Source organism: Paenibacillus jilunlii, from assembly GCF_900102965.1.
Classification (GTDB): domain Bacteria; phylum Bacillota; class Bacilli; order Paenibacillales; family Paenibacillaceae; genus Paenibacillus_AQ; species Paenibacillus_AQ jilunlii.
Window position 1 is genome coordinate 230,535 of sequence record NZ_FNGM01000004.1, and the last position, 16,536, is coordinate 247,070.

Consider the following 16,536-nt stretch of genomic DNA (forward strand, 5'->3'; position numbering starts at 1 on the left):
AGCCCCTGCTGTCCGAAGCAGGCGGCTTTTTGTGCGGGATGACAGTTTTCAAGTCTGATTGTGCAGCATACAGAGCCCCTGATCCGCTGGAATGGATCAGGGGCTCTGGTGTTCAGAAAAAATTGCTCCAGGTAGAGCCGCCGCTGGAGGCTCCTTGGCGTGGAGATACGGAAGATGGCGGCAGACTTTTTTGGCCGGAGGTTTTTGGAGCCGCTGGCTTCCTGGCTTTTTTCTTAGGCGGGGACTTAAATGGCGTGTAGCCGCCCGCATACATCGTTCCGGCCTTATAGCCCTGGCTGCCGGCCAGCAGAAGGGGATCGGTATGCTGCTCCCGTTCCATCAGCTTCAGCAGTATCGCTGCCGCTGCTCTGGCGTCATCCAGCGCATCGTGATGCTTCAGGCTGATCCCGAAATGCTGTGACACCACATTCAGTTTGTGGGAGGGCAGCTCCTGCAGCATTTTTTTGCCGAGCAGATAGGTACACATGTACTGGAACTCAGGATAGCTATAAGTGGTCCGGTCCAGGCAATAGCGCAGGACACTCATATCAAAGGCAGCATTATGCGCGATGACCACCTCGCCATGCAGCAGCGGTTCCAGCGTGGGCCATAGCTCATCAAACGTCGGTTTTCCCTCTACCATTGAAGGAGTGATGCCGTGAATTGCTATATTCATGCCGTCGAACCGCTGCTGCGGATCAATCAGCCACACATGCTCGGCGCTCACTACGCCCTCCCTCACTTGAACAAGCCCCAAAGCGCAGGCGCTTGAGCGGCTGGAGTTGGCCGTTTCAAAGTCTATCGCAGTAAAATTCATAGGTAAAGCCCCTTATTCATCATATAAGATTTATATTAAAGGAGCGGAGCGGCAAATACAAACTGCTGAATTTACAATGACTAGTACAATATCTCAAAAGTTCCTCCCCGTTTCTCCAAGAGGAGAAAACAAAGCCAAACGGCTGATACCGCAGAGGATCGAGTTCTTCCAGCCTCCCCTGAAAAGAGGGGGCTTCCCCTAATGGACACTGATGCCGTTATCTGCTTGAAATCGATCTTTGTCGGGTGCTTACGGACCCAGATGACCCTATTTCACGCAAATCCACTTTTATGCTCCGGGAAATGCCAGCTTAGCGATCCGTCAACCTAGCCTGGCACACCAAAGTTACCGTGCAAACCTACACACTCGGCATGGCGGACCAATACGGAAAGTGGGGGGCGACACCGTATCGTGGTACCATGAGCGAAATGGTTGACTTGCTTTGTTCGCAAATTGGTTTCATCTTAGCGCCCAGATCATTCTGATCACTCCGTCAAGGTAGGAACTTCTGGGATGATCTACTAGTGAATATAGTATGATTTATATTATTGTTAAAAATATCTAAATATACTATGTATTAGAGGTCGGGCTTCAAGCGCCGTATCCATACTGTGAGTCATGGAGAAGGCAATGAATTTGGCATATTAATCAGGAGGATCTTATGATTTCAAATAAACCAACATCTAAACCAATATCAAAAAACACCGTATGTATGTTTTTGACTTATTTTTTTTCATCTTTAGGGGCTTATATTTTTGATATAGGAATAATAGTAGAATTATATAAAATCTCAGGTTCCACCATAGCAGTCGGTGGTTTTTTTATTGTGCAGTTTATTCCTTCCCTTATTTTAACACCTATAGCAGGTGCGCTAATAGATCGTCTAAATCAGAAATATATTTTATTATTTGTGAATATTTTAAGAGGTGCTGCAGTTGCTCTTCTACTAGTGTATTTCTCCATCGAAACAATATATATTACTGCAGTTATACTTGGTATTTGTGATGAAATCAGCTCATCTACCATTAGCTCAATAATACCTCAGACTACACCTTCAGAGGATATTTCAAAAATTAATTCAGTTCTGTCAACTACGGATTCGGTGAATATGATATTTGGACCAGCAATAGCGGGTCTATTGATAACATTAGCTGGCATTTATGGGAGTATTTCAGCTGTTATCTTTACCTTTATTCTCGCTGGGTTAATGATTTTATTTATTGAGTACAAGTATGGGAAAGCAGTAAATGAAAAATCAAAACATTTTATTACGGAGATTAAAGAAGGTTTGGAAATTGTAACAAAAAGCAAGCTTGTTAAAAAAATAATTTTAATTTGGGGATTTTTATTAATTGGTATCGGGGCGACGGGATCACTTATTGTTATTATGTTAAGTGATTATATGCACTTACCTACAGAAAGTTATGGTTGGATTATGACTGCGGAAGGTATTGGCTTAGTAATTGGGTCTGTTTTAATAATACGTAAGAAAAAACCGTATCACCATTATGATCTTATAGTGGTTGGAATGATTTTATTAGGAGTATCATTAATGATAACATCGTTCGCTGATAACCTTTTTGTTGTGTCAGGCGCATATTTATTAGTTGGCCTTGGAGCGGCATCTGCGCCGAATGGAATTCGTACGACGTTACAGACAGAACTTCCAGTAGAAATATTAGGACGGGTCTTTACTACAACAAGATTTATTATTAATACATTACGTACTCTTTCTATTGCTATTGCTAGCATCTTGTCTAAGTTTATGAGCTTAAGAATTATCTTTTTTATTGCAGCCTGTTTTATTATCTATGGTGCTTTCTCATCAAGAGGTTTAAAACGTATTGAAAGAGTCTGAAGGGCATGCGGAACGGCGAATGCTCCCAGATCAAGGCAGTAGCCCTTAACCAGGGTATTCCCGTTCATAATATCTGTCTCATAAGCCCGCTTGAAGCCTAGTCTCTCATATAGCTTAATTGCGGAAGCCATCATATCGGAGGTGTGGAGGTTCAGGGTGGCGGCTCCCAGCGCGATGGCTCTTCTGGCGGCTTCACGGATCAGCAGTACTGCGATGCCGCGGCCCCGGACACTTGGAGAGACCCCCAGCAGGCGGATAATTGGAGAATGAATGCCCAGCTCCGGTCTCCCGTACGCTTCTTCGGAGGACAGGAAGAGCAGCACGCTGCCGACAATCCGGTTGTCGATTTCAGCGACGATCCGCGCATAGGGGGCAGTTCCGTGCACGGAATCAAGAATGGAACGGCGGTACTCCGCCCAGAACGGTTCAGGCAGCTCAGCAGCATACTGGCCATACGCCTCCAGCAGTACTGCGGCAACAGCATCCCGGTCTGAATCCGCTGCGTTGCGGATAAGGATTTCTTTGGAGTTGGACATCTTGCGCCTCCTGTGAATCAAAATGAATGAGGCTAATTATAAACGACAAATCCGATGAATATAAGTGGAATTTAATAATTCCGATAAATGGATAGAAAAGTTCTATCTACATTTGTGACTTTTTATATGGTTTCTCTGAATAATAACAGGGAAATTCAGTTGACAAAAAAAGGGGCTGTGACTAAGATATAAACAAAATCTATAGGGTAGTTTGCTTGTAATTCATTGTTAATTGATCGGAATTATATAGTTTATTAAATAGGGATGAGGGGGGCTACTATTGAACATTGAAAATATCGAAGCGTTCGTCTATATCAACCACTACGGGAGCTTCAATAAGGCAGCGGATGTTCTGTATATTTCCCAGCCTACAGTTACTGCCCGCATACAGTCGCTTGAACGCGAGCTGGATTGCAGAGTCTTCGACCGGGTGGGGAAGCAGATTAATCTCACGGATAAAGGCAGGCAGTTCCTGCCCTATGCCCAGCAAATTCTTCAGGTATACCAATCCGGCAAACATCAGATTCAATCCAAAGGGCTGGTCCCGGATGAGCTGCGAATCGGCAGCACCATATCTGTCTCTAATTATCTGATGCCGCAGCTTCTGGTTCATCTGAAGGGTGCGTATCCGAATCTGAATATTAAACTGACAACGGCCCCTACGGAGGTGTTGATTGATAAGCTGAAAGCGAAGGATATCGATCTGGCCTTCATCCGCAAGGTGGTCAATCCGGCGATCCAGGCTTATCCATTCTGTGAGGACCCGATTTCTCTATATGTGTATGAAGGGCACCCACTGGCCCAGGCTAGGCGTGCTTCAATCCGGGATATCCGCAAGGAGACGCTCGTGTTTTTTGAATGCGGCTCTTTGGACTGGCTGCGGCTGCACCGGGTATTCGAGAGCATGGAGCAGCCGCCGGATATTGTATACCAGGTGGATAATCTGGAGACGGCCAAAAAGCTGGTGCTGCGAAAGGCGGGCATTGCTTTTCTCCCAGCCTTGAGTGTGCAGGAGGAGGTTGCGGCCGGAACATTGACCCGGGTAGAGATTGCCGAGACGGAAGGGATCTCGCTGCGGACCAGCCTGATTTCCCTGAATGGAGAGTATGCCGGCTTTATCCAAACGCTGCTGGAGCTGGGAGCGGGCAGTCAGCTGAATCGACTTATTGTATAGATCAATTAAAAAACTCTATTAGCGCATGGCTGCATGCAGTGATAAAGTTGATTGCAGATAATCACCACTAATTCTATAGGGATTATAAAATTAAAAATGGACGGAGGTGGCAGAATGGGAGAGGTGTACCGGCTGGCAGAGCTGAAGGATGCGGAGCGGCTGCTGGATATAACCTATCGTGCCTATGAGACGATTCGTGAACTGGGACTGCACTGGCCTGCGGCCACAGCCGACCTGGAACTGATTAAGGACAATGTAGCCACGAATGAGTGTTATCTGCTGGAGATCGACGGCAGCGTGGAAGCCACAATCACGTTGTCCAGGGGTGAAGAGATCAAGGCGCTCACTGAGCTGCCTTTTGTCAAATGGTTTGCGGTGAATCCGGATGCCCGGGGAAAAAGATACGGCAGCAAGCTGCTGGACTGGGTTGAGGAGCATGTGATTCTCGGCAAGCTGGGTGCTGCTGCGGTTACTTTGGCTACGGCGGAGAAACACCCCTGGCTGGTTCCCATGTATGAACGGCGGGGATATGAGCGGATTCTGGAGCTGGACCCGCAGAATGGCGACGGCATTATGTATTTGATGCGAAAACAGCTTATCGGTCAACCAACTATCATTCAAAGGGGCTAAAACGATGAAGAAGACGATCCCGCTGGTATATGGACTATTGCTGACACTGGTGATTGCGGGCTGCGGCACGAATAATAATACAAGCAACAGCCAGGGCAGCAATACAGCTGAAGCAGCAGCGAAAACATCTACAGAGGCTCCTGCCGCAACAGACGCAGCCCAAGTAACCAAAATTGTCGTCGGCACAGGCACCGGTTTTCCACAGGTATGCTTCATTGATGAGAACGGCAAGCTTACAGGCTTCGATGTGGAGCTGATCAAGGAAATCGACAACCGCCTGCCGCAATATGAGTTCGAGCTGCAGACGATGGATTTCAGCAATCTGCTGCTGAGTCTGGAAACCAAAAAAATTGATCTGGTCGCCCATGTAATGGAGAAGAACCCCGAGAGAGAGCAGAAGTACTCTTTTAACCAAGAAGCCTATGCCCACTGGAGAAACCGCATTATCGTCGCCAAGGACAATGAGTCCATTCATTCGCTTGATGATCTGAAAGGAAAAAAGGTGCTGACCGGCGCAACCAGCGCGCAAGCGCAAATTCTGGAGAACTACAACAAGGAGCATGACAATGCGATCACAATCGTCTACCAGAACGGGGCGGCCAACGATACCGTGAACCAGATCACTACGGGACGGGTAGATGCGACGCTCGCAGCAGATTTTGTACTGCCGGTCATTGATCCGCAGGGCAAGCTGAAGGCTGTGGGCGACGAGCTGTCCTCCGCCGACATTCTGTACGTCTTCCGGAAGGATGATGCCGGCTCGAAAAAGCTTTCGGATGCCATCGACGGGACCATCAAGGAATTGAAAACGGATGGAACCCTTGGCAAGCTAAGCACCGAGTGGCTGGGGGCAGATGTTACCGGAACGGCGGTTAAATGACAGGGGCTATAACTAAGGGGAAGGGGGTGCTGTATGGGGGCACCATTTGATATCAGCTATATCTTTTCCTTTTTGCCTAAACTGCTGACTACGCTGGGTACAACGCTTCTGATTGTCGGCTTCTCTCTGCTGGCAGGTATTCTGGTAGGCTTCCTGGTGGCCCTCCCCCGTCTGTATAAGGTACCGGTTCTAAAAACCTTTGCCGAGATTTATATCTCCTTTTTCCGGGGTACCCCGATCCTGATTCAGCTCTTCTTGTTCTATTATGGACTGCCGGAAATATTGAAGCTGGTTCACGTGGATGTGACGCGGGCGCCTGTGCTGTTCTTTGTGATTTTGACTTATGGGCTGCACACAGGAGCCTTCATGTCTGAAATGATCCGGGCTTCTGTAACGGCCGTGGACCGGGGACAGGTGGAGGCGGCTTATGCGGCGGGAATGACGTCTTTTCAGGCTTTTTCGCGGATTGTGCTGCCTCAGGCGCTGGGGATCGCGGTTCCTGTATTCTCCAACCTGGTGATTGCGCTGCTGAAGGATACCTCGCTCGCGTTTACCCTCGGGGTGATGGAGATGACGGGAAAAGCGCAGACGCTGGGGAGCATCAGCCAGCATTTTATTGAGACTTATATTGCTCTCGCTCTGATCTATCTGGTGATTAGTTTTACACTTGAGAAGCTGCTGCTGGTGGCGGAACGCCGTCTCTTGCGGCATGAAGTACCGGGCAGTCCAGCGAGAAAAACATTTGGTCTGCAAAAGAACGGGTCTTACCGGAGAATGATTGCCCAGTTGGGACCGGGTAAAGGAGGAGGCGGATGATGAAGCTGGACCCTTCATTTATATGGACAGCATTTGTGCAAATTCTCAGTGCAATCCCAACGACGCTGTATATTACGCTTGTTTCGGTAAGTGCCGGTTTGATCATTGGAATCGCCGTTGCGCTTATCCGAATTTACAAGGTGCCGTTCCTGCATCCGCTCGCGACCGGGTATGTCACCTTTATCCGCGGGACGCCGATGCTTACCCATCTGCTGCTGATCTATTTCGGACTGCCGATGATCATTGACGGGCTGGCGGCGCATTTTGGCTGGGGCTTCCGGTCGGTATCCATTCCGATGATCGGCTTTGCCTACATTGCCTTCTCGATTACGGCAGGCGCCTATATGTCTGAGGTAGTCCGCTCGGGTCTGCTGGCGGTGGACCGCGGGCAAATGGAGGCTGCCCATGCTGTAGGCATGACTACATCCCAGGCGCTGCGGCGGATTGTCTTCCCTCAGGCCTTGGCGGCGGGCCTGCCGAATCTCTCCAATTCCGTGATTGGCATGCTGCATGGATCAACGCTTGCTTTTACCGTATCCGTGGTGGATATCAATGCCCAGGCGCAGATCGTCGCCTCGACGAACTGGAAGTTTTTTGAGGCCTACCTGGCGGCGGCGCTGATCTTCTGGGGGCTTACGTTCCTGATTGAACGGGCCACCGCCCTGATCGAAAAGCGGATCAATCTGTACAATCGAGGTGGAGTCATATGATTAAGCTGAAGCAGATATCGAAGTCCTTCGGACGCCATCAGGTGCTGAAGAATATTGATCTGGCGGTTGCAAAAGGCGAGGTTGTGGTCATTCTCGGCCCCAGCGGTTCAGGTAAAACCACGCTTCTCCGCTGCGTGAACTATCTGGAGAAGCCCGGCGGCGGAGAAATCGCCATCGGTGATTTTAAGCTGGACTGCAGGCATGCCCGCAAGAAGGATATTCACCAGCTGCGGCAAAAGACGGCGATGGTCTTCCAGCAGTACAATCTGTTCCGGCACAAAACAGCGCTGGAAAATGTGATGGAGGGTCTGCTGATCGTGAAGAAGCTTCCGAAGGAGGAAGCGAGGAAGAAAAGCATCGCGCTGCTGGAGAAGGTGGGCCTCGGCGCGAAGCTGGACGCCTATCCGAGCCAGCTGTCCGGGGGCCAGCAGCAGCGGGTCGGGATTGCCCGGGCGCTTGCGCTGGAGCCGGAAGTGATTCTGTTCGATGAGCCTACGTCGGCGCTCGACCCGGAGCTGGTGGGTGAGGTGCTCGCTGTCATCCGCAAAATTGCCAAGGAAGGCATCACGATGATCGTGGTGACGCATGAGATGGGCTTTGCCCGCGATGTGGCAAACCACGTGGTGTTTATGGACGGCGGGGTCATTGTTGAAGAGGGGACACCAACGGAGGTGTTCAATCATCCTCGTGAAGAAAGAACCAAGCAGTTCCTTAAGCGGATTACGCCGGAGCTGAACTATTCCATTTAAGGAGGCAAGCCCATGGCTATTACAATCAGCGTATTGGATCAAAGTCCAATCTATCCCGGTGAAACTCCGGAAGAAGCCTTTCAGCATACGGTCAAGCTGGCTCAGCTGTCCGAACGGCTGGGCTTCCGCCGTTTCTGGGTTTCAGAGCACCATGATTCGGAACAGGTGGCGGGCTCTTCTCCGGAGGTGCTGGTCTCGCATCTGCTTGCCAAAACAGAGCGCATCCGGGTAGGCTCCGGCGGCATCATGCTCCAGCATTACAGCCCTTATAAGGTTGCGGAAAATTTCAATGTCCTGGCCTCGCTCGCACCCGGGCGGGTGGACCTTGGAGTCGGTCGGGCACCGGGAGGACTGCCCCGGAGCACGCAGGCACTGCAGCAGGGCGGAGCCGAAGCGCCTTCCCTGACGGACAAAATTATGGAGCTTGAGCAATATGTCCATAACCGGCTGGCGGCAGATCATCCGCTGGCCGGACTAAAAGCGGGGCCGATTCCGGGGATTCCGCCCGAGCTCTATGTGCTGGGCGCGAGCGTAGCCAGTGCAGAAATTGCCGCCAGCCTTGGACTGCCTTACGTCTTCTCGCTGTTCATCAGCGGTGATCAGGCGGTGGCGCTGGAAGCGATCCGGGCCTACCGGAGCGGCTTTGACACCTCGCAAGGGAGAGAGCCGCAGGTCATAATCGCCCTTGCCGTGGTAGCTGCCGACACGGAGGCCGAGGCCAAAGAGCTGGCCGGAGCGCATAAGCTGATCCGGATTCATCTGGCCGGCGGCAGGACGCTGACGGTGGCCACCCGCGAGCAGGCCGAGGCGTTCACCCGGCAGAGCAAGGAGGCGTACACGCTCGAAGAGCGGGAGCCGGAGATCACGAAGGGAACCAAGGAAGCGGTCCGCCAGCAGCTGTTGGCGCTGGCGGAGGCCTCCGGGGTCACGGAGTTCATCGTGACGACGAATGTCCAGTCCTTTGACAAACGGCTCCGTTCCTTTGAGCTGCTGTATGAGGCATTCGCTGAAGTGCCTGCGGAGGCATAGCAGGTACGGATCTGAAGGGGCATACAGGAACCTGCATGTGAGGCAATGAAAGGACAGTATTTGCCCGAAGGGAGGGAGCATGATGAGCATTCGCAATGCGGAGCATGGTATTCAGGCGTTAAATGAAACGATGATCGGCATCCGCCGCCATCTTCACCGGCACCCGGAGCTTTCGAATGAGGAGTTCGAAACCACTAGATATATCATCTCTCTGCTGGAGCAAGCCGGAGTGACGATTATCGACTATGGCCTGAAGACAGGCGTCATTGCGGAGGTCGGCGGATTGCAGGAGGGGCCGGTGGTGGCCCTGCGCGCCGATATTGATGCGCTGCCGATTCAGGAGGAAACCGGGCTGCCCTATGCTTCGCTTCATCCCGGCAAAAGTCACGCCTGCGGACATGACTTCCATACGGCGGCGCTGATCGGTGCCGCCTATCAATTGAAACAGCAGGAGCCTGATCTGAAAGGGAAGGTCCGGCTTCTGTTCCAGCCCGCTGAGGAGAAGGCGAAAGGCGCTCAGCAGATTATAGCCAGCGGAGCGCTAGAAGGTGTCCGTGCAGTGATCGGCATGCATAACAAGCCGGACCTGCCGGTAGGCACCATTGGCATTACCGGCGGGCCTTTGATGGCGGCGGCAGACGGCTTTGTGGTAGAGGTGCAGGGATCGGGATCTCATGCGGCCGTGCCGGAGGCGGGAGTAGATCCCATTGTAGCCGCTTCGTATATCGTTACGGCGCTGCAGAGCATCGTCAGCCGCAACGTCAGCGCGCTGCAAAGTGCGGTAGTCAGCGTTACGAAGCTGCATGGCGGCAATTCCTGGAACATTATCCCTGAGACAGCGGTGCTGGAGGGGACGATCCGCACTTTCGAAGAAGCGGTGCGGAGCAAAGTGCTGGAGCGCTTCGGGCAGGTAGCGGCCGGTGTAGCCGCTGCCTTTGGAGCCGAAGCGGCAGTGCGCTGGCTCGGCGGACCGCCGCCGGTGAATAATGACGCCGGACTGGCCCGGCTGGGCGAAGAAACCGCCGCGGCGCTTGGTTTCGATTACGTGAAGCCGCAGCCTTCGCCGGCGGGAGAGGATTTTGCTTTTTATCAGCACGTGGTTCCCGGATTGTTCGTCTTTGTGGGCACTGCGGGAAGCCGGGAGTGGCATCATCCCGCATTCAATCTGGATGAGGCGGCACTGCCGGTGGGAGCGGCATTCTTCGCTGACCTGGCTGTACGGGTGCTGGAGCATTTCTCTGCGGAAGAGGGTGCAGCATTATAGCTAAGCCTTCGGGTTATGACGTTATTATTGTCGGTGCCGGCTCTATGGGCATGAGTGCCGGATACTACCTCGCCAGGCAGGGTGTGAAAACGCTGCTGGTCGATGCCTTCGATCCCCCGCATACCGAGGGAAGCCATCACGGGGAGACCCGGCTGATCCGGCATGCCTACAGCGGTGATTCAGCCTATATTGACATGGCATTGCGGGCGCATGTGCTGTGGAAGGAACTTGAACAGGAGAGTGGGACGGAGCTGCTGGTCCCTTCAGGCGTGCTGAACCTGGCCGACCAGAGCGTGTATTCCTTCGCGGGCCGGCTTGCAGAGGCGGAGAAGCGGCAGGTGCGGGTAGAGCGGCTTGATGCAGATGAACTCCGCCGCCGCTGGCCGGTCCTGAATCTGCCTGAACATTTCGGGGCGATGTACGAACCGGATGCCGGATATCTGTACAGCGAGAAATGTATCGCCGCGTACCGGAAGCTGGCCCTGGCCCACGGAGCGCAGTTACTGGCGAACACACCCGTGCTGAATGTGACCGCACGCGAGGGCAGTGTCACCGTGCACACGCACCGCGGTGATTATCACGGAGCATCGGCTATTCTCAGCGCCGGAGCGTGGTTCGGGTCCTTGCCGCCGTTTGCTGCCTTGCCGATCCGGGCCATCCGGAAGGTGGTCGGCTGGTTTCAGAGCATCCCGGCTTTTGATGCCGGGAGCTTTCCGGGCTTTACGCTGGGTACCGGGGAAGGCGGCTATTATGGCTTTCCCAGCATTGGCGGGGCAGGACTGAAGATCGGCCGCCATGATACTGGCCGGGAGTGGAAGCCGGGCGAACCCCTCGCGCCCTTTGGCAGCGAGGAGAGCGATGAAGGAGATCTCCGCCGTGTGCTGGAGGCTTATCTTCCCGGCGCTGCCGGAAGGCTGCTCAAAGGGTCGGTCTGCAAATATGAGCATACCCCGGATGAGGACTTCATTATCGACCGCCATCCGGCTTATCGCCACGTTCTGCTCGCCGGAGGGTTCTCGGGGCATGGCTTTAAATTTTCCAGCGTGGTCGGCGAAATATTGGCGAATCTGGCGGCAGGCGAAGCTTCGAAACAGAATATCGGGCCATTTTCCTTGTCCCGCTTTGGCTTATCACCGGACCAGCCACAGTCCGGACTTACTTTGGAGGGGATTGAATGAGCAGCGTGCAAATCCGGGATTATCTCAATACGTATGACCAATTGGTACAGTCACTGGAAGGGCTGAGTGAGGAACAGCTAAGATGGAAAGCTGCACCGTCCAGCTGGAGTGTTACCGAGGTGCTCGCGCATCTGGCCGATCACAGCATCGTGGTTTCCTTCCGCATCCGCGACATTCTGGCCGGGACTGAGGTGCAGCTGCCAGTATTTAACCAGGACGCCTGGGTTAGCGGCCAGCATTCCAATGGAGGCCATGCCGCAGACAGCCTGGAGCTGTTCCGCAGCCTCCTTCACTACAACAGTCTCCTGTTCAACCGGCTGGGTGACGGGGAATGGGAGACAAGCGGGATTAATTACAAGGGCGAAGCCGTCAGTATTGCGGACATCGTCCGCAGCTTCACAGGGCATGTGCAGACGCATCTGGCCCAGATAGAGCGGATTAAGCAGGACGCTGTGAGCAGGGCGCTGCCGCGGTTCCATTAACGTAAAAACTAAGCGTATGCTTCCGAAGTGAGTTTTGTACGAAGCAATTCAAGAAGCATACGCTCACAAAACTAAGCGTATGCTTCCGATGCTAGTTTTATTGCGAAGTATACCTGGAAGTAAAGCTCAATAAAACTAAGCGTATGCTTCCGAAGTGAGTTTTGTACGAAGCAATTCAAGAAGCATACGCTCACAAAACTTTTAGGAGGACTGACATGACCAAACCCAAACAACTGAAGCTGGGTGCGCTGCTGCACGGGGTCGGAGGCAGCGCATCAATGTGGCGCCATCCCGATGCCAAGCCGGATGCCAGTGTGAACTTTGAGCTATACAAGCAGTGGGTGCAGAAGGCTGAGGAAGGCAAGCTGGATCTGATCTTCATAGCAGACGGTTTATATATCAATGAGAAATCCATTCCGCATTTCCTGAACCGTTTTGAGCCGCTGACCATTCTTAGCGCACTGGCAGGAGTCAGCAGCAAAATTGGTCTGGTCGGAACGTTGTCCACCTCCTATAGCGAGCCTTTTACCGTGGCGCGGCAATTCGGATCACTGGATGTGATCAGCGGCGGCCGGGCGGGCTGGAATGTGGTAACTTCGCCGCTGGAAGGCTCTGCACTGAATTATGGCCGGAAGGAGCATCCCGACCATGGCAAACGTTACCGGATTGCTGCGGAATATTTGCAAGTGGCGCGTGGCTTGTGGGACTCCTGGGAGGATGATGCGTTTGTCCGCAATAAGGAGACAGGTGTCTTTTTTGATCCGGAAAAAATGCATACACTGGACCATGAAGGTGAATTCTTCTCCGTGAAAGGCCCGCTGAACATCGCCCGCTCGAAGCAGGGCGGGCCGGTTATTTTCCAGGCGGGTTCTTCAGAGGTTGGGAAGAATTTTGCTTCCCGGGAGGCGGATGCCGTCTTCACAGGGCATGACACGCTGGAGGAAGCGCAGGAATTCTACCGGGACGTGAAGACGCGCGTAGCTTCTTTTGGGCGAAATCCCGATGAGGTGCTGATCTTCCCCGGCATCGGTCCCATCCTTGGCGATACGCCGGAGGAAGCGGAACGCAAATATCAGGAGGTGGCCGGACTCGTAACGATTGAGAACGCGCTGAATTACCTGGGCCGGTTCTTTGAGCATCATGATTTCTCGCAATATCCGCTGGATGAGCCTTTTCCGGAGCTGGGAGACTTGGGCCGGAACAGCTTTCAGAGCGGCACGGATAAAATTAAGAAAAATGCCCAGGAAAAAGGCCTGACCCTGCGTGAGGTTGCCCTGCAGGCGGCTACTCCGCGCAGCAGCTTCATCGGTACGCCGGAGCAGGTTGCGGATCAGATTCAGGCCTGGTTTGAAGCCGGAGCGGCAGATGGATTTATGCTGGCAGCAGCGGTGCCGAACGGCCTGGAGGAATTTGTGGACCGTGTGGTTCCGATCCTGCAGGAACGGGGATTGTTCCGCACCGAATACGAAAGTGATACCCTGCGGGGCAATCTCGGCCTTCCGGTTCCGGAGAACCGGTATGCGAAGGCCCCGGAGCCTTGGCAGCAGGTGTGACGGTGGCGTGGAGATAGTATCACCCGGAAACCGGATTTAACCGGAATAGCAGCAGTGCTGGGATCGGAAGGCTGGTTCTGCATGAGGAGCAGGTCGGTTGATGCCAACTGCTCTGCAGCAACAAAACAAAGGATACTTTTCCTGTCATCAGGAAGAGTATCCTTTTAGGTTGTATACAAATCTTAGAGCTGTCCGCTATCCGCTTACTTGCTGTCTCCGGCCTTCCGGTTGCGGAGGCGTTCCAGCTCGGCTTCAACGGCGCTGTTCAGCGGGGATTCAGGGATGCCTGCCGAATAATGTGCAGAGCTTTCGACGGCGGCTTCCCATTCGTTGATTTTGTCTTCCATGCGCTCGAAGCCGCGTGAGGCCGCACCGGCATTCAGGATCTGTCCAGGGTGTCCGGGATGGGCAGAACAGCTGCTGCTTTCGGAGGCGCGTTTCATCTCAGCCGCTTTGCGGGCGCGGGCTGCAAGCTCGGCTCTTTTTGCCTTAAGCCGTTTATGCTCTTCCCTGGCATTCTGAAGACTGCTGTCCAGGACTGCGAGCGTTTCACGGGTTTCTTCCAGCCCTGCGGTGCACTCCTGAACACTTTCGGTGTAGCGCAGCTTAGCCATGACCGCTGCTCTGGCCGCAGGTTCGTTCCCTTCGTTCATCGCCTGCACGGCTTCCTCTTCACTTCGTTCAGCCAGCACCTGGTTTTCGTAGATACGGCGCTCAAGCACACTCGCTGCCGCCTGGAACTCACGCTGTTTGGTTTCGGCGGTGGAGATTTTTTCCTCCAGGTCCCGCAAATATTGTCCGGTCAGCAGTACCGGGTCCTCCAATTTATTCAGTCCTTCGTGGATTGCTGCCTTGGTTAGGGTTGTGATTCTTTGGAAAATACTCATGTTCATTTCTCCTTTTTCTCTAATATTATGGTTTTGGTATTGTGAATTCTGGTATTGTCGGCTTGGGATTAGTAGTACTCATAACCTTCAGGGTAACTGTTGTACTTCTCTTTAGGCATCAGGATGCTTGCCAGAATGTACAGGAATACTACAGTGCCTAAGCTGAACAGGGCAGTGGCAACAGCCAGCAGCCGGATGAGGGTGGTATCGATGTTCAAATAACGGGCCAATCCTCCGCAGACGCCGCTGATTCTCTTGTCACTTTCGGAACGGTACAATTTTTTCATAATTTATCTCTTCCTCTCATATGGGTTGAACCGTGGTGGCGGTTCGTCTTAGCCGTTGTCTATGTGTTTATTGTAAAGCTATTGGCTTTGCTGCAAAACGGCCTGAAGACTGTTCTTTGATCTCGACCTTAGTCGGGGATGGCCTCGGCAGTAGGGCGGGGAAAGCTTGGACAAACACAGGATAACGCATAGTTGTCCCCGTTTTTTACATAACCTGTAAGCTTGTTTATTTGGATTTAACACTTGCTGCCTATACTGGACAGTACCGGATCATATCCATATCTGGACAAAAGGAGGACTGGCATGGGTATTCATAAATATTTCCGTTCGCTGAACGAGCTGGAGCGTATTATCCGCTGCCCCGGCAAATTCAAATTCGAGGAGCACAGCGTGGCGGCCCATTCCTGGAAGGTCGTGCAGTATGCCAAAACACTGGCCGACATTGAGGAGCAAAACGGTGCCGTCATTGACTGGAAGAAGCTGTACGAAATTACGAGCAGCCACGATTATGGTGAGATTTTTATCGGCGATATCAAAACCCCGGTCAAGCATTCATCGCTGCAGCTGCGGTCCTTGATCCAGCAGGTTGAAGAGGGGATGATCGATAATTTCATTAAGGAGCACATTCCCGAGGAGTTCAAAAACATCTTCTACCAGCAGCTTCGCGAAGGTAAGGATGAGTCGGTGGAAGGGCTGATTCTGGAGGTCGCCGACAAGATGGACCAGGTGTATGAGGCTTTTGCCGAGCTGCAGAGAGGGAACACGGAGAAGGAATTTGTGGTGATGTACCGCAATGCGCTGATCAAGATCAAGAACATTGAGCTCAAATGTGTTGAGTATTTCCTGACGGAAATTCTGCCGGATATGGTGAATGAAGAAACGATATCCTCCATTGATATCAGACAAATTACGGAAGAGGCGCTGGCGCTGTAGGAATGGCCGGGTACGCTTCTTTTTTTATGCGCTGGATCATACTGCATAGGACCCTCCACACATGTTATAATGTAGGAAAAATTTGGGACGTGGTGCTGTCGTGGCTTATTTGGATGTATTGCCGGTTTCCAGTGTATTGGCCTGGTTCGGCGCTTTGATGCTTGTGATCTATATTTTTGATTTTTTGTGGAGTCCTCCAGCAAACAGGCTCAAGAGAAACAGCTTGAGAATAATTGTGAAAAAAATTACAGCCGATGTCCTCATCTTTTTAATTCTTACGAGTGTCCTTGTCTATTCGCTCCACCCGCAAAAGAGCCTGATCCTGCAGCTGCTGGTCTTTGCATTAAGCGTTGTTACCTACCTGCTCGGCACGGGGCTGCTGAAGCTCCCCTTTTCTTTTCGCGCCATGGGAACGGTAGGACATGTTCTAATCTGTACAGGTTTTTATTGGCTGTTCGGCATGATGCTGATGGACTCGCTGAAGGTTGTGTTCAATCTCAACATGACGGATAACTTCGATATCTTGTATTTTGTGTACGGGCAGGAACAAGGAGTTGTCTATGGATTCCTGATCGTGCTGGCTATTCTTTATTTTGTGATCGGCAAGCTGTATATGCGACCGGTATATGAGTTGTATGCTGAAGCTATACATGGCCGGGAACGTAAAGGGGATTCTTAAGCTGATAATTTTAAGGTGGAACAATTACAAAAACGTCTACTCACTTAAATGAGTGGGCGTTTCATTCGAAAACA

The 16,536-nt window shown here is 52.3% G+C and carries 18 protein-coding genes; 14 read left to right on the forward strand and 4 right to left on the reverse strand.

The window, feature by feature from the left end; translation table 11 throughout:
* Nucleotides 1–112 precede the first annotated feature (112 nt).
* The gene (locus BLQ82_RS10415) at nt 113–817 is read right to left on the reverse strand and encodes a 3'-5' exonuclease (protein ID WP_062525582.1); all 705 of its coding nucleotides are present in this window, start codon (nt 815–817) and stop codon (nt 113–115) included.
* A gap of 661 nt (nt 818–1,478) precedes the next feature.
* On the opposite strand from BLQ82_RS10415, the gene BLQ82_RS10420 reads away from it, so the two are divergent.
* Entirely contained in the window at nt 1,479–2,675 is a 1,197-nt protein-coding gene (locus tag BLQ82_RS10420) for an MFS transporter (protein WP_062525580.1), read from the forward strand.
* Here BLQ82_RS10420 and BLQ82_RS10425 read toward each other — a convergent pair.
* Nucleotides 2,627–3,211 (reverse strand): GNAT family N-acetyltransferase, encoded by a 585-nt coding sequence (locus BLQ82_RS10425; RefSeq protein ID WP_062525578.1) that lies wholly within the window; start codon nt 3,209–3,211, stop codon nt 2,627–2,629. The two genes, BLQ82_RS10420 and BLQ82_RS10425, sit on opposite strands and share 49 nt — an antisense overlap.
* A 280-nt stretch (nt 3,212–3,491) precedes the next feature.
* Here BLQ82_RS10425 and BLQ82_RS10430 point away from each other — a divergent pair, with 280 nt between their 5' ends.
* From BLQ82_RS10430 to BLQ82_RS10480, 11 genes are all read left to right on the forward strand, one after another.
* Nucleotides 3,492–4,385 carry a LysR family transcriptional regulator gene (locus BLQ82_RS10430; protein ID WP_062525577.1) on the forward strand — a complete coding sequence of 298 codons (894 nt, stop codon included), beginning with the start codon at nt 3,492–3,494 and terminating at the stop codon, nt 4,383–4,385.
* A gap of 114 nt (nt 4,386–4,499) precedes the next feature.
* The gene (locus tag BLQ82_RS10435; protein ID WP_062525575.1) at nt 4,500–5,015 is read left to right on the forward strand and encodes a GNAT family N-acetyltransferase; all 516 of its coding nucleotides are present in this window, start codon (nt 4,500–4,502) and stop codon (nt 5,013–5,015) included.
* A gap of 4 nt (nt 5,016–5,019) precedes the next feature.
* Nucleotides 5,020–5,895 (forward strand): transporter substrate-binding domain-containing protein, encoded by an 876-nt coding sequence (locus tag BLQ82_RS10440; RefSeq protein WP_062525574.1) that lies wholly within the window; start codon nt 5,020–5,022, stop codon nt 5,893–5,895.
* A gap of 33 nt (nt 5,896–5,928) precedes the next feature.
* A complete protein-coding gene (locus tag BLQ82_RS10445; protein ID WP_062525572.1) occupies nt 5,929–6,711 on the forward strand; it encodes an amino acid ABC transporter permease in 783 nt (260 codons plus the stop codon).
* Nucleotides 6,711–7,421, forward strand: coding sequence for an amino acid ABC transporter permease (locus BLQ82_RS10450; protein WP_062525636.1), 711 nt, complete (start codon nt 6,711–6,713; stop codon nt 7,419–7,421). The genes BLQ82_RS10445 and BLQ82_RS10450 overlap by 1 nt, the downstream gene beginning before the upstream one ends.
* Nucleotides 7,418–8,170, forward strand: coding sequence for an amino acid ABC transporter ATP-binding protein (locus tag BLQ82_RS10455; RefSeq protein ID WP_062525570.1), 753 nt, complete (start codon nt 7,418–7,420; stop codon nt 8,168–8,170). Before BLQ82_RS10450 ends, BLQ82_RS10455 begins: the two co-directional genes overlap by 4 nt.
* A gap of 12 nt (nt 8,171–8,182) precedes the next feature.
* Complete coding sequence (locus BLQ82_RS10460; protein WP_062525568.1) at nt 8,183–9,199, forward strand: LLM class flavin-dependent oxidoreductase; 1,017 nt, start codon at nt 8,183–8,185, stop codon at nt 9,197–9,199.
* Nucleotides 9,200–9,281: 82 nt separating this feature from the next.
* Nucleotides 9,282–10,463: an amidohydrolase gene (locus BLQ82_RS10465; protein ID WP_143013396.1), complete on the forward strand. Its 1,182-nt coding sequence runs from the start codon at nt 9,282–9,284 to the stop codon at nt 10,461–10,463.
* Nucleotides 10,460–11,641, forward strand: coding sequence for an N-methyl-L-tryptophan oxidase (gene solA, locus BLQ82_RS10470; RefSeq protein ID WP_074648126.1), 1,182 nt, complete (start codon nt 10,460–10,462; stop codon nt 11,639–11,641). Before BLQ82_RS10465 ends, solA begins: the two co-directional genes overlap by 4 nt.
* Nucleotides 11,638–12,123 carry a DinB family protein gene (locus BLQ82_RS10475; RefSeq protein WP_062525562.1) on the forward strand — a complete coding sequence of 162 codons (486 nt, stop codon included), beginning with the start codon at nt 11,638–11,640 and terminating at the stop codon, nt 12,121–12,123. Before solA ends, BLQ82_RS10475 begins: the two co-directional genes overlap by 4 nt.
* Before the next feature lie 215 nt (nt 12,124–12,338).
* The gene (locus tag BLQ82_RS10480) at nt 12,339–13,676 is read left to right on the forward strand and encodes an LLM class flavin-dependent oxidoreductase (RefSeq protein ID WP_074648128.1); all 1,338 of its coding nucleotides are present in this window, start codon (nt 12,339–12,341) and stop codon (nt 13,674–13,676) included.
* 203 nt (nt 13,677–13,879) lie between these two features.
* Here BLQ82_RS10480 and BLQ82_RS10485 read toward each other — a convergent pair whose 3' ends face one another.
* Both BLQ82_RS10485 and BLQ82_RS10490 read right to left on the reverse strand, forming a co-directional pair.
* A complete protein-coding gene (locus BLQ82_RS10485) occupies nt 13,880–14,563 on the reverse strand; it encodes a PspA/IM30 family protein (protein WP_062525558.1) in 684 nt (227 codons plus the stop codon).
* A gap of 68 nt (nt 14,564–14,631) precedes the next feature.
* A complete protein-coding gene (locus BLQ82_RS10490; protein WP_062525555.1) occupies nt 14,632–14,850 on the reverse strand; it encodes a PspC domain-containing protein in 219 nt (72 codons plus the stop codon).
* A gap of 303 nt (nt 14,851–15,153) precedes the next feature.
* Here BLQ82_RS10490 and BLQ82_RS10495 point away from each other — a divergent pair, with 303 nt between their 5' ends.
* Both BLQ82_RS10495 and BLQ82_RS10500 read left to right on the forward strand, forming a co-directional pair.
* Entirely contained in the window at nt 15,154–15,783 is a 630-nt protein-coding gene (locus BLQ82_RS10495; protein WP_062525554.1) for a YfbR-like 5'-deoxynucleotidase, read from the forward strand.
* A gap of 223 nt (nt 15,784–16,006) precedes the next feature.
* The gene (locus tag BLQ82_RS10500) at nt 16,007–16,462 is read left to right on the forward strand and encodes a hypothetical protein (protein WP_157243836.1); all 456 of its coding nucleotides are present in this window, start codon (nt 16,007–16,009) and stop codon (nt 16,460–16,462) included.
* The last annotated feature ends 74 nt before the right edge of the window (nt 16,463–16,536 follow it).

Coding starts and splice junctions, on each gene's coding strand:
- BLQ82_RS10415 (WP_062525582.1), bottom strand. CDS start 817: ATGAATTTTACTGCGATAGACTTTGAAACGGCCAACTCCAGCCGCTCA.
- BLQ82_RS10420 (WP_062525580.1), top strand. CDS start 1,479: ATGATTTCAAATAAACCAACATCTAAACCAATATCAAAAAACACCGTA.
- BLQ82_RS10425 (WP_062525578.1), bottom strand. CDS start 3,211: ATGTCCAACTCCAAAGAAATCCTTATCCGCAACGCAGCGGATTCAGAC.
- BLQ82_RS10435 (WP_062525575.1), top strand. CDS start 4,500: ATGGGAGAGGTGTACCGGCTGGCAGAGCTGAAGGATGCGGAGCGGCTG.
- BLQ82_RS10440 (WP_062525574.1), top strand. CDS start 5,020: ATGAAGAAGACGATCCCGCTGGTATATGGACTATTGCTGACACTGGTG.
- BLQ82_RS10445 (WP_062525572.1), top strand. CDS start 5,929: ATGGGGGCACCATTTGATATCAGCTATATCTTTTCCTTTTTGCCTAAA.
- BLQ82_RS10450 (WP_062525636.1), top strand. CDS start 6,711: ATGAAGCTGGACCCTTCATTTATATGGACAGCATTTGTGCAAATTCTC.
- BLQ82_RS10455 (WP_062525570.1), top strand. CDS start 7,418: ATGATTAAGCTGAAGCAGATATCGAAGTCCTTCGGACGCCATCAGGTG.
- BLQ82_RS10460 (WP_062525568.1), top strand. CDS start 8,183: ATGGCTATTACAATCAGCGTATTGGATCAAAGTCCAATCTATCCCGGT.
- BLQ82_RS10465 (WP_143013396.1), top strand. CDS start 9,282: ATGAGCATTCGCAATGCGGAGCATGGTATTCAGGCGTTAAATGAAACG.
- BLQ82_RS10475 (WP_062525562.1), top strand. CDS start 11,638: ATGAGCAGCGTGCAAATCCGGGATTATCTCAATACGTATGACCAATTG.
- BLQ82_RS10480 (WP_074648128.1), top strand. CDS start 12,339: ATGACCAAACCCAAACAACTGAAGCTGGGTGCGCTGCTGCACGGGGTC.
- BLQ82_RS10485 (WP_062525558.1), bottom strand. CDS start 14,563: ATGAGTATTTTCCAAAGAATCACAACCCTAACCAAGGCAGCAATCCAC.
- BLQ82_RS10490 (WP_062525555.1), bottom strand. CDS start 14,850: ATGAAAAAATTGTACCGTTCCGAAAGTGACAAGAGAATCAGCGGCGTC.
- BLQ82_RS10495 (WP_062525554.1), top strand. CDS start 15,154: ATGGGTATTCATAAATATTTCCGTTCGCTGAACGAGCTGGAGCGTATT.